20 protein-coding genes are annotated in these 20,822 nt (G+C 62.3%); 13 read left to right on the forward strand and 7 right to left on the reverse strand.

Annotation, left to right across the window (positions count from 1 at the left end; genetic code table 11):
• Nucleotide 1: 1 nt before the first annotated feature.
• The 4 genes from GSQ90_RS16440 to GSQ90_RS16455 all read left to right on the forward strand — a co-directional run bounded on the left by GSQ90_RS16440 (nucleotide 2) and on the right by GSQ90_RS16455 (nucleotide 3,378).
• Nucleotides 2-478, forward strand: a complete 477-nt coding sequence (locus GSQ90_RS16440) for an MmcB family DNA repair protein (protein ID WP_158815943.1) — start codon at nucleotides 2-4, stop codon at nucleotides 476-478.
• 407 nt (nucleotides 479-885) lie between these two features.
• A complete protein-coding gene (gene rsmG, locus GSQ90_RS16445; protein WP_158815944.1) occupies nucleotides 886-1,563 on the forward strand; it encodes a 16S rRNA (guanine(527)-N(7))-methyltransferase RsmG in 678 nt (225 codons plus the stop codon).
• Between the two features lie 64 nt (nucleotides 1,564-1,627).
• Nucleotides 1,628-2,416, forward strand: a complete 789-nt coding sequence (locus GSQ90_RS16450) for a ParA family protein (protein WP_158816015.1) — start codon at nucleotides 1,628-1,630, stop codon at nucleotides 2,414-2,416.
• Between the two features lie 35 nt (nucleotides 2,417-2,451).
• Nucleotides 2,452-3,378, forward strand: a complete 927-nt coding sequence (locus tag GSQ90_RS16455) for a ParB/RepB/Spo0J family partition protein (protein WP_158815945.1) — start codon at nucleotides 2,452-2,454, stop codon at nucleotides 3,376-3,378.
• Here the strand turns inward: GSQ90_RS16455 and holA are convergent.
• Nucleotides 3,352-4,383 (reverse strand): DNA polymerase III subunit delta, encoded by a 1,032-nt coding sequence (gene holA, locus GSQ90_RS16460; RefSeq protein ID WP_158815946.1) that lies wholly within the window; start codon nucleotides 4,381-4,383, stop codon nucleotides 3,352-3,354. The two genes, GSQ90_RS16455 and holA, sit on opposite strands and share 27 nt — an antisense overlap.
• 188 nt (nucleotides 4,384-4,571) lie before the next feature.
• Here holA and leuB point away from each other — a divergent pair, with 188 nt between their 5' ends.
• Nucleotides 4,572-5,684: a 3-isopropylmalate dehydrogenase gene (gene leuB / locus GSQ90_RS16465; protein WP_158815947.1), complete on the forward strand. Its 1,113-nt coding sequence runs from the start codon at nucleotides 4,572-4,574 to the stop codon at nucleotides 5,682-5,684.
• 46 nt (nucleotides 5,685-5,730) lie between these two features.
• Here the strand turns inward: leuB and GSQ90_RS16470 are convergent, their stop codons facing one another.
• Complete coding sequence (locus GSQ90_RS16470; RefSeq protein ID WP_158815948.1) at nucleotides 5,731-6,471, reverse strand: hypothetical protein; 741 nt, start codon at nucleotides 6,469-6,471, stop codon at nucleotides 5,731-5,733.
• 349 nt (nucleotides 6,472-6,820) lie between these two features.
• Here GSQ90_RS16470 and GSQ90_RS16475 point away from each other — a divergent pair, with 349 nt between their 5' ends.
• The 3 genes from GSQ90_RS16475 (at nucleotide 6,821) to GSQ90_RS16485 (ending at nucleotide 9,857) form a co-directional block, all read left to right on the forward strand.
• Nucleotides 6,821-7,921: a homoserine O-acetyltransferase gene (locus tag GSQ90_RS16475; protein ID WP_246731643.1), complete on the forward strand. Its 1,101-nt coding sequence runs from the start codon at nucleotides 6,821-6,823 to the stop codon at nucleotides 7,919-7,921.
• Nucleotides 7,922-7,988: 67 nt separating this feature from the next.
• Nucleotides 7,989-8,561: a methionine biosynthesis protein MetW gene (gene metW, locus GSQ90_RS16480; RefSeq protein WP_246731644.1), complete on the forward strand. Its 573-nt coding sequence runs from the start codon at nucleotides 7,989-7,991 to the stop codon at nucleotides 8,559-8,561.
• Nucleotides 8,562-8,690: 129 nt separating this feature from the next.
• On the forward strand, nucleotides 8,691-9,857 hold the full coding sequence (locus GSQ90_RS16485; RefSeq protein ID WP_158815951.1) for a M20 aminoacylase family protein: 1,167 nt from the start codon (nucleotides 8,691-8,693) through the stop codon (nucleotides 9,855-9,857).
• 26 nt (nucleotides 9,858-9,883) lie between these two features.
• On the opposite strand, the gene uxuA is transcribed toward GSQ90_RS16485, so the two are convergent.
• Together uxuA and GSQ90_RS16495 are read right to left on the reverse strand one after the other, a co-directional pair.
• Nucleotides 9,884-11,065: a mannonate dehydratase gene (uxuA, locus tag GSQ90_RS16490; RefSeq protein ID WP_158815952.1), complete on the reverse strand. Its 1,182-nt coding sequence runs from the start codon at nucleotides 11,063-11,065 to the stop codon at nucleotides 9,884-9,886.
• A gap of 82 nt (nucleotides 11,066-11,147) precedes the next feature.
• A complete protein-coding gene (locus GSQ90_RS16495; protein WP_158815953.1) occupies nucleotides 11,148-12,950 on the reverse strand; it encodes an ABC-F family ATP-binding cassette domain-containing protein in 1,803 nt (600 codons plus the stop codon).
• Between the two features lie 152 nt (nucleotides 12,951-13,102).
• On the opposite strand from GSQ90_RS16495, the gene pgi reads away from it, so the two are divergent.
• Nucleotides 13,103-14,746 carry a glucose-6-phosphate isomerase gene (gene pgi / locus GSQ90_RS16500; protein WP_158815954.1) on the forward strand — a complete coding sequence of 548 codons (1,644 nt, stop codon included), beginning with the start codon at nucleotides 13,103-13,105 and terminating at the stop codon, nucleotides 14,744-14,746.
• Nucleotides 14,747-14,778: 32 nt separating this feature from the next.
• On the opposite strand, the gene GSQ90_RS16505 is transcribed toward pgi, so the two are convergent.
• Genes GSQ90_RS16505 through GSQ90_RS16515 form a run of 3 tightly spaced genes read right to left on the reverse strand, consistent with a single transcriptional unit; the run spans nucleotide 14,779 to nucleotide 17,907 of the window.
• Nucleotides 14,779-16,605: an aminopeptidase P family protein gene (locus GSQ90_RS16505; RefSeq protein WP_158816016.1), complete on the reverse strand. Its 1,827-nt coding sequence runs from the start codon at nucleotides 16,603-16,605 to the stop codon at nucleotides 14,779-14,781.
• A gap of 4 nt (nucleotides 16,606-16,609) precedes the next feature.
• On the reverse strand, nucleotides 16,610-17,152 hold the full coding sequence (gene hpt, locus GSQ90_RS16510; protein ID WP_158815955.1) for a hypoxanthine phosphoribosyltransferase: 543 nt from the start codon (nucleotides 17,150-17,152) through the stop codon (nucleotides 16,610-16,612).
• Nucleotides 17,149-17,907, reverse strand: a complete 759-nt coding sequence (locus tag GSQ90_RS16515; protein WP_158815956.1) for an MJ0042-type zinc finger domain-containing protein — start codon at nucleotides 17,905-17,907, stop codon at nucleotides 17,149-17,151. Before GSQ90_RS16515 ends, hpt begins: the two co-directional genes overlap by 4 nt.
• A gap of 131 nt (nucleotides 17,908-18,038) precedes the next feature.
• Here GSQ90_RS16515 and ftsE point away from each other — a divergent pair, with 131 nt between their 5' ends.
• From ftsE to GSQ90_RS32135, 4 genes are all read left to right on the forward strand, one after another.
• A complete protein-coding gene (gene ftsE / locus GSQ90_RS16520) occupies nucleotides 18,039-18,713 on the forward strand; it encodes a cell division ATP-binding protein FtsE (protein ID WP_158815957.1) in 675 nt (224 codons plus the stop codon).
• Nucleotides 18,710-19,672: an ABC transporter permease gene (locus GSQ90_RS16525; protein ID WP_158815958.1), complete on the forward strand. Its 963-nt coding sequence runs from the start codon at nucleotides 18,710-18,712 to the stop codon at nucleotides 19,670-19,672. Before ftsE ends, GSQ90_RS16525 begins: the two co-directional genes overlap by 4 nt.
• An 81-nt stretch (nucleotides 19,673-19,753) precedes the next feature.
• The gene (locus tag GSQ90_RS16530; protein WP_158815959.1) at nucleotides 19,754-20,512 is read left to right on the forward strand and encodes a 1-acyl-sn-glycerol-3-phosphate acyltransferase; all 759 of its coding nucleotides are present in this window, start codon (nucleotides 19,754-19,756) and stop codon (nucleotides 20,510-20,512) included.
• Nucleotides 20,513-20,613: 101 nt separating this feature from the next.
• Nucleotides 20,614-20,822, forward strand: a 209-nt coding sequence (locus GSQ90_RS32135) for a hypothetical protein (protein WP_210254913.1), incomplete at its 3' end; no start/stop codon positions are given.

Below are 20,822 nucleotides of genomic sequence, written 5' to 3' on the forward strand. Positions count from 1 at the left end.
CATGACGATCTTCGAACCGTCGCAAGCGCCCATTGACGGCCGCCAGTCCGAAACGGCGCTGATGATCGCGCGCGGCGTGCGGCGCATGCTTCGGGCGCGGGGTTTTTCGACGGTGACGGAATTGCCCCTGCTCGACGGACGCCGCGCCGATGTGGTCGCGTTGCATGGCGATGGCTCGTTGCTGATCGTCGAAATCAAATCCTCGATCGCCGATTTTCGCGCTGATCGCAAATGGCGCGACTATGCCGCCCATTGCGACCGCCTGTATTTCGCCATATCCGCTGAGATGCCAGCCGAAATCATGCCTATCGACGCCGGTCTCATTATCGCCGACCCCTATGGCGCCGAGATCCTTCGTGATCCCGAACCGCAGCGCATCGCGCCGGCGACCAGACGCGCCGTTTTGCTACGTTTCGCCCAAGCGGCCGCGGATCGGCTGCATAGATTAGCCGATCCGAATGGGATGGGGAACTCCTGAAGACACACGAAAGTTATAATTATGATTAAATTACAGAATATGTTAGAATTACGCCGACGCGCTACTTGGTCTGTTCTTGGAATCACGAATATAACGCATTCTATTAGCGAGCGGTTGCTTCTAAGTGGCGACGGACTCCGACGGGATTGCGCCAGCCCTCATCCGGCCGGCTCCACCGACCACCTTCTCCCGCTGCGCGAGAGAAGGAAATACGCGCCCCTTCTCTCGCGAAGCGGGAGAAGGTGGCCTTCGCCTCAGCGAAGGTCGGATGAGGGGCGGCGCGCAGCTTTCGAGAGATTCTCGCCGTTTGATCAACGCGCCGCACCATCCCATCAAGCAGTCCTGCAATTGCTTCCTTGTCCGACCGCGGCGACGTCGCGATTTCTCGTTAGCTTCAAGAGGCTTTCGTGCCTCCACACGGAATCAATGTGGTGAAGCAGGAGTCGGACCGGGCAGCCGCACTCAAGCTCGTCCCTGTTTCACGTGAAACAGGCGACCGCCTCGCCATTTTCGTCGATCTCCTTGCCAGATGGCGAAAAGTCACCAATTTGATCTCCGAAGCGACTTTTGCCGAAGTCTGGCTGCGTCATATCGCCGACAGCGCCCAACTCCTCGCTCTCGCGCCGCAGGCCAAACGTTGGGTCGATCTGGGTTCCGGCGCTGGCTTTCCCGGCATGGTCCTCGCGATCCAGCTCGCAGACACACCGGGCGCGCAGGTTCATCTCATCGAAAGCGATCAGCGCAAATGCGCCTTCCTGCGCGAAGTCGCGCGCGCGACCGGCGCGACCGCGCAAATCCACGCCGCTCGAATCGAATCCATCGCTCCCGAAGCGCTGATGCCTGTGGACGCCGTGACGGCGCGCGCCTTCGCGCCCTTGCCCATTCTGCTCGACTTCGCCAAGGTCTGGCTGGCGGGAGGAGCCGTCGGGGTCTTTCCGCGCGGGAAAACGACCGAGGCGCAGCTCCGCGACGCCCCCAATTCGACGGGTTTCCGCTTCGAGACCGTCTCCAGCAGAATCGACGCGCGCGCCGCCATTTTGATTGTGCGCGGCGCCGAATCGGCGCAGCACTTCAACCGGCAGTAATTTCGCCGCGGCCGGCATTGCGGAGGATTTTTTGGAAAACCGACCCAATCCGCGCGTTCTTGTCATGGCCAACCAGAAGGGCGGGGTCGGCAAAACCACGACAGCGATTAATCTGGGCACCGCCCTTGCCGCTATCGGCGAACAGGTGCTGCTGATCGACCTCGATCCGCAAGGCAACGCATCGACCGGCCTCGGCATCGATCGCAAAGCGCGCTCGACATCCTCAAGCTATGACGCTCTGGTGGGCGAGCGGACGCTGGCCCAGGTGATCATGCCGACCGCCGTTCCGCGCCTGTTCATTGCGCCTTCGACGATGGATCTGCTCGGCGTCGAACTCGAAATATCGGGCCATTCCGACCGTTCGTTCAAATTGAAACAGGCGTTGCGAAAGCTCTTTGACGAAGAGGCGGTAGCCGGGCAAGCGCCGATCACCTATGTGCTGATCGATTGCCCCCCGTCGCTCAATCTCCTGACGCTCAACGGTCTAGCCGCCGCCGACGCCGTGGTCGTACCGCTGCAATGCGAATTCTTCGCGCTGGAAGGGTTGTCCCAGCTTCTAACCACCGTCGACCAAGTCAGGCGATCGCTCAACCCGTCGCTTGCGATCCACGGCATCGTGCTGACCATGTTCGATCCGCGCAATAATCTCGCCACCCAGGTCGTCGCGGATGTGCGCGCCTTCATGGGCGAAAAGGTCTATGACACGATCATTCCGCGCAACGTGCGCGTCTCTGAGGCGCCTTCCTACGGTAAACCCGTGCTCCTCTACGACCTCAAATGCACCGGCAGCCAAGCCTATCTGAAGCTCGCGTCGGAAGTCATCAAGCGTGAAGCACGTTGGCGCGCCGCGTGACCAATCCGCGCCGACATATGGAAATGGAGATCCCTATGGCAGAAGAAGCCGCCCGCCCCGTCGAAAACCGGCCGCGTCTTGGCCGCGGATTAGCGGCTTTGCTCGGCGATGTCGGCGAGGAGGCGCCGGGCGGCGAGCGTGCGCGGGGTCAGCGCAAGACGCCAATCGAGTTTCTTCGGCCGAACCCGCGCAATCCACGTAAGAATTTCGACGATAGCGACCTCGACGAACTCGCCGCTTCGATCAAGGAGCGAGGCGTCATTCAGCCAGTACTGGTGCGCGCCATTCCCCGCATCGCCGACGCTTATGAGATCGTCGCCGGGGAACGGCGCTGGCGCGCGGCGCAACGCGCGGGCCTGCACGAAATCCCGATCCTCGTCATCGAGGCCGGAGATCGCGAGGCTCTCGAACTCGCCATTGTCGAAAATGTCCAGCGCGCGGACCTCAATGCGCTCGAAGAGGCGAACGGCTATGCGCAATTGAGCGCGGACTACAGCTATTCGCATACCGACATCGCCCGCATCATTGGCAAGAGCCGGAGCCATATCGCCAATACGTTACGACTGCTGAAATTGCCGGACTTCGCGCGCTCTCTACTGGCTTCCGGGCAGATTTCGGCGGGACATGGGCGCGCGTTGCTGGCGGTGGCCGATCCCGACGCAACAGCGAAAAACATCCTTTCTGAAGGGTTAACGGTTCGCGACGTTGAGAGGCTTGGCCGCGAACCCGAAGATGCGCCCCCAAGCCGTCCATCGGCCAAGGCGCCCGTCGAGGTCGATGCGGATACCCATGCGCTGGAACATAGTCTCAGCGTGGCGTTGGGCACCAATGTCTCGATCCGCCATCGTGGCGAAAGTGGCGAGGTACGGATCAAGTTCCAAAATTTCGAGCAGCTCGACGATTTCTGCCGCCGCCTGTGCCAGGACGCCACGAGCTTAAGAAAGTCCGGCCCGAGCGCTTGAAGCGATCGCCCATAGCGCCCGCATCGCGATCGCTTGCGCCATATTGGTGTCGCGGCGCACATTAGCTGATGCGGGCCGCAATGCCCGCAACAAGCCGCCAAGCCTCAAGACCGACCAGCGACCGGCCTGCTTTTCCAGCGCGCCGCGCCGAAGCGGCGACAGCCTGACATATTGCGCCTGCATCGCCGCCTCGAATGAGCGTCCGTCCTCCATCGCCAGCCGCAGACGATGGAGCAGCATTGCGCGCGCAATAATCACCCGCAGTAGCGAGCCTGGATCGCCGCCATCCCCGAAATAGCGATTGGCGGTCTCCTCGATCCCTGAATTGTCGCCGAGAAATGCATGGTCGACGGCGTCATCAAGCGCCGAAGGGGCCGCATCCGAAACGACCGCTTCAATGTCGGCGATCGTGATAGCGCCGTTGCCTTCGGCATAGAGGAGCAGCTTGGCGATCTCGCCGCGCGTCGTCATGCGATCGGAGCCGAGAAGCGAAACAAGATAGTCGCGAACGTCGGGTGGGACGCTCAAACCGACCTGCCTCGCCTCCGCATCGATGAGAGCGGCTATGCTTCTACGGTCGTCGGGATAGCATTCGATCGACACGCCATTGCCCATCTTTTCGAACGCCGAGCGAAGCGCCGTTCCCTTCTTCAGGGAGCCCGCCTCAACGACGATGGCGCAATCGCGCGGCGGCGCCTTGAACAGCGGTTCCAAGGCCGCCGCGATATCGCGCGCCTGCAATTCGATCCAGATCACCCTCGAGCCGCCAAACATCGAGACGGCGTCGGCCTCCTCGGCGAGCGTTCCAGGCTCGCGCGCCACAGCGTCGCCATCGAAGCGGATCAGGCGCAAGGGGTCGGAATCGCCTTCAAGCAGGGAATTAACGATCCCTCTGGAGCGTTCGCGGATCAATCCTTCGTCATTGCCGTGAACCAGAAAAAAAAACATGTCGCGCGGCAGGCGCTTCACGAACTGATCCGCGCCGCTGTTCGCTACAATCGTCACGCCTTGGTTTCTCCTGTCGTCAGCGCGTTTCGGCCCGTCCGTCCCCGCACCCATAACATAGGCGCCCGCGCTCCCAAAACGCCTTGAACGCCCCGGCGACGGCTGGCGAGCGCCGAGCGGAATGGCCTTTCCCCTTGACGTGAAATCAGTTAGCAAACGCCACGTTCCCAAACTCCATGTGGCGGTCAATGGCATCCTTCAAACTCTTTCTCCTGCCCGGCGACGGCATCGGTCCCGAAGTTATGGCCGAGGTCGAAAAAATCACCGCGTTCTTCAACGCCAATGGCCTCGCCCATTTCGAAATCGAGAAAGGGCTTGTCGGGGGCAGCGCCTACGACGCCCATGGGCAGGCGATCAGCAACGCCGACATGGCCCTCGCCGATGCCGCCGACGCGGTTCTTTTCGGGGCCGTCGGCGGCCCCAAATGGGACGGCGTAGCCTATGATGTCCGCCCCGAGGCTGGGCTGCTGCGCTTGCGCAAGGACCTGGCTCTGTTCGCCAATTTGCGCCCAGCCATCTGCTATCCCGCCCTCGCCGACGCCTCCTCGCTCAAGCGCGAGATCGTCGAAGGCCTCGACATCGTCATCGTGCGGGAATTGACGGGCGGCGTTTACTTCGGCGAGCCCAAGCAGATCATCGATCTGGGCAACGGCCAGAAGCGCGGCATCGACACGCAAGTCTACGACACCTATGAAATCGAGCGCATCGGTCGTGTGGCGTTCGATCTTGCGCGCAAGCGCCGCAACAAGGTCACTTCGTCCGAGAAGCGCAACGTCATGAAGTCGGGCGTTCTGTGGAACGAAGTGATCACCGCTTTGCACAAGCGCGAATTTCCCGACGTGACGCTCGAACATCAGCTCGCCGACGCGCTCGGCATGCAGCTCGTGCGCTGGCCCAAGCAATTCGACGTTATCGTCACCGATAATCTTTTTGGCGACATGCTGTCGGACGTGGCGGCGATGCTGACGGGTTCACTGGGCATGCTGCCCTCGGCCTCGCTCGGCGAGACCAATCCCAAGACCCGCAAGCGCAAGGCGCTCTATGAACCCGTCCACGGTTCGGCGCCCGACATCACGGGCAAGGGTCTCGCCAACCCGATCGCAATGATCGGCTCGTTCGGTATGGCTTTGCGCTATTCCTTCGGGCTGAACGAAGCGGCGGACAAGCTAGAGGCTGCGATCGCTGGCGTCCTCGACGCGGGATTGCGGACCGCCGACATCAGCAACGAGGGCGGCGCGCCGGTCTCGACGGCCCAGATGGGAGACGCCATCGTCGCGGCGCTGGGGCGCGCCTATGCCTGAAGCGGCCTCCGCGGCCTCGTCGCCCGCGCAAGAATAAGTCCGCTCCTCACGTCGCGCCGCTCTTGAACACTTCGCCAAGTCCCGCTTCCATTCCCGAATTTGTTGGGGAAAGTCGGTCGATTAAGTGACCAAGCGCGACGCGGTCAAGCAGGGATCCGTGGGCGCCGCATGCGAGCCCGGAAAGGTCAATGTCCTGCGCCCGGTCCAGGCGAAATCCGATGCAAGGGCGCTCTCCTTTCGGGCCAGAAAGCGTGATATCGGCCCATTCGATAGGCCCGCGTTGCGTCACATAGAATTGCGGATTTGTCGCATGAACGACCGCCGCGCCGATCTCGGCCGATTGCTTGGCGAGTTCGACAAAAAGGGTCGGCTTTGTCCGAGCCGATTTGGCTGAGTGAAGCGTGACGCGAAACAAGATCTCGTCGCCGCCGACATCGCCGAAAGTCAGCGTGTCCCATCGCTCTTCGGGGTTCTCGCGAGCGCGCGCCTGATAATGCGCTTGCCCGCGGATGGCCTCGGGCGGGCTAAACAACAGCATCGGCGCCAACCGGTCGTTCGCGACGAAACCAGCCTGAGAAGAACGCGACGCGGATGTGGCGAGCGGGGCCTGGCCGCCGCTGCGGGCCAGAATCGCGCCGCCAAGCAGGCAGGCAGCCAGCAGGACAGAACTCCGAAGGCGCCATCGGCGACGGCGGACAGCACTCGTCCTGGCCTGGCGACCATCTTCTACAAAGCCGCCCAAAGCGCCGCCCGGCGAGGCGTCGCTTATCTGTTGATCAAAGCTCATGACGCATCCCTGGCCCTTTGGCGGGCGCTTTTTCGGATGGTTCGATATTAGCAGATCGCAGCCAGAGGCGGGTTACCGGCGCGGCAAAGATTGCAAGAGCGTCAACAGCTTGTTACCGCGCGGCGCGGCAGCGAACGCTGGAAGCCCTCTTCTCCGCTTTTCGGCTTTCGGCCATTGACTTGGGATTGCATTAGTTTCTATATATCAAACGACCTGTTCGGCAAATAGAACGAAAACGAGAGAGATCCGGCGCGTGGGAGGGCACAATCCCAACTTGACGAGCGGCGCGAACGAAGCCGACGCCCCTCATAGTTTTGTTCTGCGCCTCGGCGCCGATCGCCCATTGCCGATGGACGCGGGCGTTACGCTAGCCCCCCTGAGCATCGCCTATCAAACCTACGGCGCCCTCAACAACACCAAGACCAATGCCATTCTCGTTTGCCACGCTCTAACGGGCGACCAGCACGCCGCCAACCGCAATCCGGTGACAGGTAAAAACGGCTGGTGGGAGACAATGGTCGGCCCTGGCAAGCCCATCGACACCGACCGTTTCTTCGTGATCTGCGCCAATGTCGTGGGCGGCTGTATGGGAACGACGGGACCCGCCTCGACCAATCCGGCCACCGGCGGCGTCTATGGCCTTGATCTGCCGCTCGTCACCATCGCCGATATGGTGCGCGCCCAGGCCATGCTAGTCGATCATCTGGGCATCGATACGCTGTTCTGCGTCGCCGGCGGCTCGATGGGCGGGATGCAGGTGCTGCAATGGGCGGCCGCCTATCCCGAGCGCGTCTATAGCGCTTTACCGATCGCCACGTCAGCCAAACATTCCTCGCAGAATATCGCTTTCCACGAAGTCGGCCGCCAAGCGATTATGGCCGACCCCGACTGGCGCAATGGTCGCTATCTCGCCGAGGGCGTGAACCCCGCCAAGGGCCTCGCCGTCGCACGTATGGCGGCCCACATCACGTACCTCTCCGACTCCGCCCTGCAGCGGCGTTTTGGGCGCAAATTACAGGATCGCACCGCGCGCACCTTCTCCTTCGGCGCGGATTTTCAGATCGAATCCTACCTTCGCCACCAAGGCTCGATCTTCGTCGAAAGGTTCGATCCGAATTCCTACTTGTTCATGACGCGGGCGATGGATTATTTCGATCTCGCCGCCGATTATGACGGCTCGCTGGCGCGCGCATTCAAGGACTCGAAGACGCGATTCTGCGTGGTTTCCTTCACCTCGGATTGGCTTTTTCCAACCAGCGATTCCCGCGCCCTGGTCCATGCCCTCAATGCCGGCGGCGCCTCGGTCTCCTTCGTCGAGATCGAGACGGACCGCGGCCACGACGCCTTCCTCCTCGATGTTCCCGATCTCATCGCAACGACAAGGGGTTTCATCGACGCGGCGGCGCGCACGCGCGGCATTGCGCCGGCGCCCGCCTCTTCGGGGTTATGAAAGCAAGAATGTGACGACAACCTCCGTCGCTCCGCAATCGCGCATCGACCTTGTACGGGTCGCCGAAATGGTCGAGCCGCGCGCAAGGGTCCTCGACGTCGGCTGCGGCGACGGCGCCTTGTTGCGCCTGCTCGCCGAGACGCGCGAGGTCGATGGGCGCGGCATGGAATTGTCGCAACGCGGCGTCAACGACTGCGTCGCCAAGGGGCTATCGGTCATTCAGGGCGACGCTGACACCGATCTCGCCGATTATCCTGACGACGCCTTCGACTATGTGATCCTGTCGCAGACGCTTCAGGCCACTCGCCAACCGCGCGTGGTCATGGAGCATATGCTGCGCATCGGGCGACGGGCGATCGTCTCGTTTCCCAATTTCGGGCATTGGCGGATCAGGGCGCAAATCGCGTTCAAGGGCCGCATGCCGGTGACCGAGAATCTCAGTCATTCCTGGTACGACACGCCCAATATCCATTTTTGCACGATTCGCGATTTCGTCGCCTTGACGCGGCAAATCGACGCGCGCATCGAAAGCAGCGCCGCGCTCAACAGCCAGGGCTATCCCCTGCAAGTCAGCTTGCCCTGGTGGGCTTGGAATCTGCTGGGAGAGCAGGCTGTGTTTTTATTGCGACGCAAGCGCTGACCGACGCGATTCAAGGCGCCGTCCTGGGGCGCCGCCGGCGTTCAACGGTTCGCGAGGACGCCGGAAATCGATTGACTCGTTCGTCCAACCGGCCGCACCTTCCATGGGAATCCGTTAGAGTTCCCGCTCATGCCGATCAATCCCGCCATTCAGAATCTCGCCGCCGACGCGCAGGCCTGGCGCCGCGACATCCACCAGCATCCCGAACTCCTCTATGACGTGCCGCGCACTGCCGCCTTCGTCGCGGAGCGGCTCAAGGCTTTCGGCTGCGACGAAGTGGCGACCGGAATCGGACGCAGCGGCGTCGTTGGAATCATCCGGGGGCGCGGGCCGGCCAGTCAACGCACCATCGGCCTGCGCGCCGATATGGACGCCTTGCCGATCCATGAAACAACCAATTTAGCCTATCAATCGACCAATCCCGGCAAGATGCACGCCTGCGGTCACGACGGTCACACCGCGATGCTGCTCGGCGCCGCGCGCTATCTCGCGCAGAGCCGCAATTTTTCCGGAACCGCCGTGATGATATTCCAGCCCGCGGAAGAAGGCGGCGGCGGCGGCAAAGCGATGCTCGACGATGGCCTGATGGAGCGTTTCGGCGTGCAGGAAGTCTACGGCATGCATAATTGGCCAAGGCTGCCCGTTGGAACTTTCGCAATTCGCAAGGGCCCATTTCTCGCAGCGGCCGATCGTTTCACGATCGATATCGAAGGACGCGGCGGCCATGCCGCGCAACCCCATTTTGGCGTCGACCCAATCGCCGCGGGCGCGCAGATCGTCAGCGCGCTGCAGACGATTGTCGCCAGGAATGTCGATCCTCTCGATTCCTGCGTTGTTTCAGTCACCTGCTTTCATGCCGGCGACACAGACAATGTCATCCCGCAAACGGCCCAGCTTCGCGGCACGACGCGCACCTTGTTAAACAAGACGCGCGATTTCGCCGAAAGGAGAATTACCGAGATCGCCAAAGGCGTGGGCGCCGCCCTCGGCGTGAACGTCGACGTGCAATACAAGCGCGGCTATCCGCCGACGATCAATCATCCCAAAGAAACGGATTTTGCGGCGACGATCGCGCGAAAGATCAGCGGCGACAGCGGCGTTGTGACAGAGGCGCCGCCCGAGATGGGCGCCGAAGATTTCTCTTATATGCTGGAGGCGCGGCCGGGCGCTTTCATTTTCGTCGGCAATGGCGACTCGGCCAGCCTGCATCACCCTGGCTATGACTTCAACGATGCGGCCCTGCCCTATGGCATGAGCTATTGGGCGCAACTGGTGGAAAGCGCGCTCGCCGTCTGACAAACAAGCGGGCGAGCCACTTAAAATCAGGCGATCGTCTCGAGCGCCTTGATGGCGCCGCGCAATTCCGCCAGCCCCTTGAGTCGGCCGATCGCCGAATAGCCCGGATTGGTCGTCTTGTTGAGATCGTCGAGCATTTGATGACCGTGGTCTGGGCGAAAGGGAATTTTCGCGCCCGCGGGACGTTTGCGATCCTCCGCCAGAAGTTCGCGCAGCACGCTGATCATGTCGACATCCCCCTCGAGATGGTCGCTCTCATAAAACGAACTATCCGCCTCCCGCCGCGTTGCGCGCAAGTGGGCGAAATGAATGCGCGGCGCGAAGCGCCGGGCGATAACAGGTAAATCATTCAGCGGCGAGACGCCGAGCGAGCCGGTGCAAAAGCATATGCCGTTGGCGAGAGAAGGCACAGCGTCGAACAAAGCCTGATAGTCCTGCATCGTCGAGGCGATGCGCGGCAGTCCGAACAGGGGCCGGGGCGGATCGTCCGGATGCAATGCCAGCTTGACATTGAGTCCCTCCGCGACCGGCGCGACCCGTTCGAGAAATGCGATCAAATTTCGGCGCAACATCTCGGCGCCGATGCCGGCATAGGCTGCAAGCTTGTCGCGCATACCTTGCAAATCAAGGGAATCCGACGTCGCGCCCGGCAGACCGGCGGCGATATTCCGCGTGAGTTCATCGGCTCCCGCTTGGGTCAGATCCTCGAACAACGCGCGGGCGCGTTTCAGCACATCCTCGGAATAGTCGGCTTCTGCGCCTTTACGCTTCAAGATGTGCACGTCAAAAGCGGCGAGACGTGCCTGATCGAAGCGCAGCGCCCGCGCGCCATTCGGCAAGGGCCATGCGAGATCGGTGCGGGTCCAATCGAGCACGGGCATGAAATTATAACAGATCGTTTTAACATTATTGGCGGCGACCGCCTCCATGCTGGCGATCCAAACGTCGATCGATGACGACGCGGTCCCGCCCAGACGCTTGACGTCATCGGGCGCAGGAATGCTTTCAACGACGCTCCAGCGCAAAGGGCTTCGACCCAACGGCGTCTCTTCGATGAGCCGTTTGCGTTCGGCGACCGCCGCCGTGGTCCATTCGGCGCCAGGAGGCGCTTGATGCAGCGCGGTGACGATGTCGGTCGCGCCGGCCTGGCGCACATCGTCGAGGCTCACATTGTCGTTTGGCCCATACCAACGCCACGCCTGCCGCATTGCGCATCCTCCCGATTTCTTGGCTTGACCGCCCTGATGCCCTAAAAATTATTCTCAATTTGCCCGCGCTGCCGCCGACCGCTCAACCCTCGATCTCTTCTCGCAGCATTTCCAACGTCAACCATTCTTCCTCGGCGCGTGTGAGATCCTTTTGCTTGGCGCCGTAGTCATTTGTGGCGCGCGAGAAGGCCTTAGGGTCGCGAGCATGGAGTTGCGGGTCGGCGAGCTGTGAATCGAGCCGGGCGAGCACGCCCCGCAAATCAGCTATTTTTTGCGGCAGTTTCTCGAGCGCATGTTTCTCTTTGAACGACAGGCGGCGCTTGGCGGCCGGCCGCGGCGCTTCGCGCCCCTGCTCCTTCGCCGCCTTCGGCGGAGCCAGCGCGTCTGGTCCCGCAAGGCCGTAGCCGCGCTGGACGATCATGTCGGAATAGCCGCCGGCATATTCCATCCAGCGGCCGTCGCCTTCGCTGACAATGACCGAGGTCGCGACGCGGTCAAGAAAATCGCGATCGTGACTGACGAGGACGATCGTGCCGGGGTAATCGGCGAGCAATTCCTGCAAGAGATCGAGCGTCTCGATATCGAGATCGTTGGTCGGCTCGTCGAGCACCAGCAGGTTCGAAGGCTGCGCAAGGGCCCTGGCCAACATCAGACGACCGCGCTCTCCCCCCGACAATTTGCCGATCGGCGTGCGCGCCTGCTCGGGCCCGAACAGAAAGTCCTTCATGTAGCCAAACACATGCTTACGCTGACCGTTGACGGCGACAAAATCGCTGCCGCCGCCGGTCAGAGCGTCAACCAGCGTCGTCGTCGGCTCAAGGCTCGCGCGGCGTTGATCAAGCGTCGCCATTTCCAGACTGGCGCCGAGTCGGATCGCACCGGAATCTGGGGCAAGCACGCCCGTGATGAGATTCACCAGCGTCGTCTTGCCCGCCCCGTTGGCGCCAATAATGCCGAGCCGGTCGCCGCGCGCGACGCGGATCGAAAAATCCCTGACGATCGGGCGCTCGCCATAAGACTTCGCCAGCCGATCGGCCTCGATGACCAGCTTGCCCGAGGCGCTCGCCTCCGAGACCGCCATCTTGATCTCGCCCTGAACGCGGCGGGCCTCGCGCCGCTCCTTGCGCATTTCGCCGAGTTCGCCGACGCGCCGCATATTGCGCTTACGGCGCGCGGTGACGCCATAGCGCAGCCAATGCTCCTCCATGACGATGCGCCGGTCGAGCTTATGACGCTCGATTTCTTCCTCTTCGAGCTGCTGATCGCGCCAAGCTTCGAACGCCGCAAAACCCTGTTCGAGCCTGCGCGTCGCGCCACGATCGAGCCAGACCGTCGCGCGGGTCAAATTGGCGAGCAGGCGCTTGTCATGGCTGATGAGCACAAAGGCGGAGCGCGTCTCGCTGAGCTCTTTTTCCAGCCATTCGATAGCGAGAAGGTCGAGATGATTGGTCGGCTCATCGAGCAGCAGCACTTCGGGCATGGGCGCCAGCGTCCGCACGAGCGCGGCGCGGCGCGCTTCGCCGCCCGAAAGCGAGGAGGGCTTAGCGTCAGGCTGGACCCCGAGTTCCTCCATGAGCGCACGTGCGCGATAGGGATCGTCCTCCTCGCTCAAGCCGTTGAGAATGAAATCGGAAACGGTTGCGAAGGCGGAAAGATCGGGCTCCTGCTGGAGGTAACGCATATGGGCGCCAGGCTGGGCGAAGCGGCTGCCATCGTCGGGTTCGATATCGCCGGCAGCTATCTTGAGCAGCGTCGATTTGCCCGATCCATTGCGTCCGACCAGCGCGATGCGCTCCCTCGGCGCAACCGAAAGTTCCGCGCCGTCCAGCAGGGGCTGGCCGCCCAACGTAAGGCGAACGTCTCGCAATTGTAGAACAGGCGGCATATGAAAGGGCTCGATCCGGTAACGTGGCCGACACGCTTAGAGGCAAGTCGGACAAAGGGAAAGCTTGAATTCTACCTAACTTGCCGACATCTGAATGAACGGCGGCTGGAGCGGTTTGAATTGATATAAAAGACGTCAAAAGGAAGGCTCACATGGCTGAGACAGCGGTTACGGCGGCCCTATCGGCGCTTCGCGCCCATTCGGGCGAAATATCGGCGCGCAGCGTCGCTGAGGAATTCGCGGCGGATCCCCAGCGCTTCGCCACGATGCATGTCGCGCTTGACGACCTCCTGTTCGATTATTCGAAGCAGCGCATTGACGCGGCGACTCTCGCCCAATTGGAGGCGCTCGCCAAAGCGGCCGACGTTGAGGGCAAACGAGCGGCGATGTTCGCCGGAAAACTGATCAACTCGACGGAAAAGCGCGCCGTGCTGCATACGGCTTTACGCAATTTTTCTGGCGAGCCGGTCCTGGTCGAGGGCCGCGACGTGATGCCGGAAATAGAGGCGGAACGCGCCAGGGTCGCCGCTTTCGCCAATGACGTGCGTGAGGGGCGCCTGCGCGGGGCCCTGGGCCAACCGATGACTGACGTCGTCAATATCGGCATAGGCGGCTCCGACCTCGGACCGGCGATGGCGACCAAGGCGCTCAGCCCCTTCGCCCCCGCCAATCTGCGCAGCCATTTCGTGTCCAACGTCGACGGCGCCGACATCGGCGACACGCTGAGAGGACTCGATCCCGCACGCACGCTTTTCATCATCTCGTCGAAAACCTTCACCACCCAGGAGACGATGACCAATGCGGCAAGCGCGCGCGCTTGGATTGCCGCGGCGCTTGGCGAGGCCGCGGTGGGCGATCATTTCGCAGCGGTGTCGACGCAGCTCGAAAAAGTCGCACAATTCGGCATCGCGGCCGACCGCGTCTTCGGCTTCTGGGATTGGGTGGGCGGGCGCTATTCCTTGTGGTCAAGCATCGGCCTGCCGCTCGTCATTGCGATCGGCCCCGAAAGGTTTGAGGAATTCCTGCGCGGCGGCTACGAGATCGATCAGCATTTCCGCGAAGCGCCCATCCTGCAGAATATTCCGATGCTGATGGGCCTGCTCAGTGTCTGGAACCGCAATATCCTGGGCCATGCGAGCCAGGCCGTCATCCCCTATGACCAAAGGCTGTCGCGCTTTCCCGCCTATCTCCAGCAATTGCAGATGGAGAGCAACGGCAAGAGCGTTCAGCTTGACGGGGCGCCCGTCAAAGAATCAACCGGCGCGGTGATCTGGGGCGAGCCGGGGACAAACGGGCAGCACGCGTTCTTCCAGCTCCTGCATCAGGGAACGGAAGTGGTGCCGGTCGACTTTCTCGTCGCAGCGCAACCGACCAACGCCGACGCTCACCATCACGACCTGCTGGTCGCCAATGCCTTCGCCCAGGGTGAAGCGCTGATGCGCGGACGCAGCCCCGGTGAGGCGATCGCGATCATGGAAAAGCAGGGACAAAGCGCAGAAGAGGCGGCGCGATTGGCGCCGCACAAGACCTTTTCGGGAAGCCGGCCATCGAGCACATTGCTTTATTCCAAACTCGATCCGCGCATGCTTGGGCGATTGATCGCGCTCTACGAGCACAAAGTGTTCGTCGAAGGGGCGATCTGGAACATCAACTCGTTCGACCAATGGGGCGTGGAGCTTGGTAAGGAGCTGGCCTCGCGCCTCGCGCCGATCGTCGCGCAGGCGGACGCCGACACCAGCAAGCTTGATGCGTCGACGGCCGGGCTGATTGGCCATTTGCGCAATCTGCGCAGCTAAAGCGGGCCATACGCGATTGTCTCTTCGCCGCGTTATTTCGCGGCCTGCGCCAATGACCGCGTCGCCTTCTTGAGCCAAGCTCTCGTCTCGGCGTCGACGAGCGGCGAGAGCGCCTTGCGCACGCGCGCGTGATAGGCGTCGAGCCATGCGATCTCGCTGGCGGTCAACAGCTTGCTCTCGATCAGCCGCGTATCGATCGGCGCGAGCGTGATCGTTTCGAAGCCGTACATGACGCGCTCGGCGCCAACGATTTTGCGCGCCTCGACGACGACAAGGTTTTCGATGCGAATGCCAAACTTGCCCGCGGCGTAATAACCCGGCTCGTTGGAAATGATCATGCCGGGCGCCAGCGCCGTCGCGCCGGTTTTGGCGATGCGTTGGGGGCCTTCGTGCACCGAGAGATAGGAGCCGACGCCGTGCCCCGTGCCATGATCGAAATCGAGCCCCGCCGCCCATAAGGCCTGGCGCGCCAGCGCATCGATCTGCGCGCCGCTGGCGCCCTTGGGGAAGACTACGCGGGCGATAGCGATATGGCCCTTGAGGACGCGCGTGAACCGGTCGCGCATTTCGGCGCTTGGACGCCCAACGGCAATAGTGCGCGTGATGTCCGTCGTGCCGTCTTCGTATTGGCCGCCGCTGTCGATTAGGAAAATACCGCGCGCGATGGGCAGGCTGCTTTCCTCGCTGACGCGATAATGCGGGATCGCGGAATTGGGCCCGGCGGCGGAGATGGAAGGGAAAGATATTTCCTTCAGCTTGCCAGTCTCGCGTCGAAAAGTCTCAAGCGCCTGTGCGGCGGCGATCTCGGACAGTTTGCCCTTGGGCGCCTCGCGATCGAACCAGGCGAGAAAACGCGCAACGGCAGCGCCATCGCGCAAATGCGCCGCGCGCGCCCCCTCAAGTTCGGCGCTGTTCTTAGCAGCCTTCATCAGCGCCAGCGGCGTTGCGCCGACCTCCGTTTTGCCGCCCGCCTCTTGCAGCGCTTGCGTCAGGCGCGCGGGCGCAGTGGCCGCATCAAAGGCGAGGCGTTTTCCCTGCGCGCCCAAAGTCTGGAGATCGCCGATCAGCCGACCCGGCTCTTCCACATCGGCGAGGCCAGAAAGATAGGCCCGCACCGCGTTCGACAGCTTGCGCCCATCGACATACAGCGTTGGGCGCCCCTTGACCGGCACGATGGCGAAGGCCAGCGGCAAGGGTGTATGAGCGACATCGGCGCCCCGAATGTTGAATAGCCACGCCACATCATGGGCGTCGCTGACAACCAGCCCGTCCGATTTAATCGCCGCGCGAACGCGCGCGATCTTGGAGCGCGAATTTTCACCGCAAAAGCGAGGCTTATGCCGGCTCACCGCCCCCAAGGGCGAGGCCGGACGATCCTCCCAGACGGCGTCGACCGGGTTGCTGTCCATAGCCACGAGTTCGCCGCCCGCGTTCTTGCAGGCGTGCGCCAGGCGCTCGACGGAATCTGGCGTGTGAAGCCATGGATCGTAGCCTAGCCGGCCGCCGCGCCTCAGATGCTTCTCGATCCAGCCTGTCGGCGGTTCTTCAATCAAGTGCAGCGGCGTAAAAACCTTCACATCGACCTGTTCGGGCGCTTGCAGCGTGTAGCGTCCGTCGACGAAAATCGCGGCGCGATCCATTAAAACCACAGCAATGCCAGCGGAGCCAGCAAAGCCCGTAAGCCAAAGCAGCCGCTCGGCAGAGGCAGGCACATATTCGTTCTGGTGCTCGTCGGCGCGCGGAATGATGAAGCCGTCGACGCCGCGGCGCTTCAGCTCCTCGCGCAACGCCGCGGCGCGCGCGCCGCCAAACTTCGGATCGCCAATCCTGGCGAAGGATTGAAACCGGCTTTCAAACATCACGCTAATCGCCATCCATCACGACATGGCCGATAAACGGCAATTCCCGATAGGAATGCGCGACATCCATCCCATAGCCCACGACAAAAACGTCAGGGCTCGTGAAGCCGACGAAATCGGCGGATATCTGCACGGCGCGTTTGCCCGGCTTTTCCAGCATCGTGCAGACCATGACGCGTCTTGCCCCACGCGCAACCAACAAATCCTTGGCGAAGGCGAGCGTGCGTCCCGATTCCAGGATATCGTCAACCAGAAGAACGTCGCGGTCCCGCACCGAGGATTCAATATCCTTGAGAATGCGAACCGCTCCCGAAGAGACCGTGCCCGTCAGATAGCTCGACAGATGAATAAACTCGACATGCGGCTCCAACCCGACACGGTGCAGGGCGCGGATCAGGTCGGCGGCGAACATGAAGGAGCCCTTCAGCACCGCGACAACCAGCAGATCTAACGGTTTGGCGGCGGCGATCTCGATCGCCAGCGCCTTGTTGCGCTCCGCGATCGCATGTTCGTCGTAGAGAACCTTGACTTGCCTGGCGCCGCTCATAATCCCTCTTTCATCGGAGAAAGCTTGTCTCCAACGGCGGCGAACCTGACGAAGACATCGCTGACGCCGTCGGGCGGCGCCGCCAGCCTCGTGCGAAACGCAACCTGTTCATTAGGGCCAAGTTGAGCCTTTGGCGCAGGCGCCGTCCATACGTAAAGTTCTCGTTTGTCGACGCCACGTAAGGCAATCCGCATATTAGGCGCCTCCATAGAGGAATCGCGCAAATTCACAACCGCGCCCTCGACGATTAGAACTTTTCTGTCGCCGGAGTCGAAGATATTCGTGCGCACATTGTCAAGCGCCAGGCCGCGCAGATTGACTGGCAAACCGATCGCCGCAAAGACGCGCGCCGTATTGGGAGCCGCCTTGACGATCGCGGCGCGCGCCGCGAGCGCGCCCATCGCGCAGCCCAGGATCAACAGCGCGGCAAGGCCCCCAGCCGCTCCTTTTATATTCGGAATGGAAGAAAACACGCCTCGGAGCTTTCGCGTTGGCGTGTCTTGTCCACGCCAGGCGACTTGCGCCTGGCTTGAAAAGTCCTGCGGACGAAAGTGAAGTCCGCCCCGCGTGACTTCCGGCGCTTCGGACGCGACGCGCTGCCCCTCGACGATCGGCGCGCCGCCCGTTTCGATTGCTTCCGGCGTCACCTCCCATGCTTCGCCGCAGCCGACGCAGCGTAGTCGGCAGCCGTTTTCGCCGAGAATCTCGCGCGGAATGTGGTATGAACTCGCGCAGGTCTTGCAAACGATCAGCATGGCGAATCAAACTGTCTCCGACGGTCTCCGTGCGCGTCTTGGCATTTGGTCGCGTTCATGGTTAAGGGCGCGTTAAGCGGCGGCGCCCTCCAGGTTGGGAAAGCGGATCGACCGCCATACAAGGGTTGCATTTGCTTCGCTTCGAAAATGTCGGCTTGAGATATGGAATGGGGGTCGAGATCGTTCGCGATCTCAGCTTCTCCATCAAACCTCAAAGCTTTCAGTTTCTCACGGGGCCTTCGGGGGCCGGCAAGACGACCCTGTTGCGGCTGATGCTGCTGTCCTTGAAGCCCACCCGCGGCATCGTCAAAATATTCGGCCAGGACGCCTCGACGCTGGACAAGGATTCCATCACCAGCCTGCGGCGGCGCATCGGCGTCGTTTTTCAGGATTTTCGCCTGCTCGACCATTTGACGACCTATGAGAATGTCGCGCTGCCGCTAAGAGTGATGGGCCGCGTCGAAGCCAATTATCGAGCCGAAGTCGTCGAACTGCTCCGGTGGGTGGGCCTGGGCGAACGGATGAACGCATTGCCCGCCGTGCTCTCGGGCGGCGAAAAGCAGCGCGCGGCGATCGCGCGCGCCCTGATCGCGCGGCCCGAACTCCTGCTCGCTGACGAACCCACGGGAAATGTCGACCCCGGCCTCGCGCGGCGCCTGCTGCGTCTGTTCGTTGAGTTACATAAGTCCGGCACGGCGGTCGTCATCGCCACGCATGATCTTGCCCTGATGGATCAATTCGGCGAGGCGCGACGTCTCGTCGTCGGCGACGGGCGATTGCAAATCTTCGATGGAGAATCGCCATGAGCGCGGTCCCGTCCCTCACCGGCCGCCAGGCAGGCCAAGACATCCAGCCGGACAAGGCGCTCAGGCGCGATATGCCGCTCGTGCCCGCAAGCTCGATCGCGGGGCGCGCGCTCGTCATTGTCATCGCGATCATGACGTTTCTGGCGTGCCTGACGGCGGGCGGCGCCATCCTTGTCGCAGGCGCATCGCAGGATTGGCGCGGCGAGGTCTCGCGCGAGGTCACCATCCAGATCAAGCCTGCGCCCGGACAGGACATTGACGCCGCAGTCGCGAAGGCCGTGGAAACGGCGCGTAAAGCGCCTGGCGTCGGCGACGTGCGCGCCCTGTCGCGGCAAGAGTCCGAACAATTACTCGAACCTTGGCTCGGCAACGGCTTGGACTTGACCGAACTACCAATCCCGCGGTTGATTGTCGTGCGCATGCAAGATCTCAAGACGCCCGATATCGCCGCCCTGCGCGAGGCCCTCGCCGCGCAGGCGCCGGGCGCGAACCTCGACGATCACCGTCTCTGGCTATCGCGGCTCGACACAATGGCGGACGCCATCGTCATCTTCGCATCGCTGCTGTTCCTTCTGATGATTTCGGCCATGACCATGGCGGTCGGCTTCGCCACGCGCGGCGCCATGGCGGGAAACCGCGAGATCATCGAGGTGCTGCATTTCGTCGGCGCCGCTGACAGCTATATTTCCCGACAATTCCAGACTCATTTCCTGCGCCTCGGGCTAAGAGGCGGCCTGCTCGGCGGCGCGCTGGCGGCGCTTTTCTTCGCGGGCGCCTCAGCCTTGTCAGCCTGGTGGACGAATAGCGTCGGCGGCGAGGAAATCGGCGCTCTGTTCGGCGCGTTTTCGCTGGGCGGCAAGGGTTATGCGGCGATCCTTTGCGTCGCCATCGCCATCGCCTTCCTGACCGGCGCGATGTCGCGGATCATCGTCTTTCGCCACTTGCGACGCCTGCAATGAGCGGCCCGGCCAGACGCCGCCCACGAGCGATTCGCCCCGCCCGCTCTTTTCTCGCAAGTCCGCTTGGGCGATGATGGCGCCATGCTTACCCTACGCTCGCTCCTTTTCAATATCGTCTTTTACGTCAATCTCATCGTCCTGATGATTCTGGGCCTACCGGTGCTGCTGGCGGGACGCCACGGGGTATTCGCGCTAGCGCGCGTGTGGGGCAAATCCTCCTTATGGCTGCTCGAAAAAATATGCGGTCTGCGGGTCGAGTTCCGCGGGCTCGAAAACATTCCGCAAGGCGGCTACATCATCGCGGCCAAGCATCAATCCATTCTGGAGACTTTCGCTCTTCTCCTGCACGCGCCCGATTTCGCCTATGTGCTCAAGCGCGAACTTACTCTCATTCCATTTTTTGGATGGTATTTGAGCGGCAGCGAGCAAATCGCCATCGATCGGTCAGCGGGCCGAAGCGCCGTATCGATTGTGAGCGAGCGCGCCGGCGCGGTGCTGAGGGCCGGCCGGCAGATCTTCATCTTCCCCGAAGGAACCCGTCGCCCGCCAGGCGCGCCAGCGCAATATAAGCAAGGGGTCGCCAAGCTTTATGAAGACACCGGCGCGCCATGCCTGCCCGTCGCGCTCAATACCGGATTGTTCTGGGGCCGACGAGGATTCTCGCGCCGCCCAGGCGTGGCGGTGATCGAATACCTGCCCGTAATCGCGCCGGGGCTCCAGAGGGACGTTTTTATCCGCCGGCTCCAATCGGCCATAGAAACCGAATGCGGCCGCCTGAACGCCGCCGCTTTAGCGAAAAACCCTTCGCTTGCCTCGACTTTGGCGACCGCCCGGGGATGAATTTGGCAGCCGCCGCTTTCAGCCTCTCTTCCGATCGCGCTTGACGCAAGGTCGCTGTTGTTCTACCTTTGTTCCCTTCGAATCGAAGCGGAGTTCGGCCGATGTTGGCGCTACGGAAACAATCTGCCCATCGCTTCGATCAATCGGCGGCAAGGGTTCGGCGCGAGGGCTGGAGCCCGCAATCGGCAGCCGTCGGAGGGGGAGACAACGCGTCGCTCCTGGCGCTTGCGGGCGATGCGCTTGGCACCCGCTTCCGCTTCTGGCGGGGCGCCTCCGGCCAGCGCTATATATTTTCGACTTATGACCAAGA

This window comes from Methylocapsa sp. S129 (genome assembly GCF_009765995.1).
Taxonomy (GTDB): Bacteria; Pseudomonadota; Alphaproteobacteria; order Rhizobiales; family Beijerinckiaceae; genus Roseiarcus.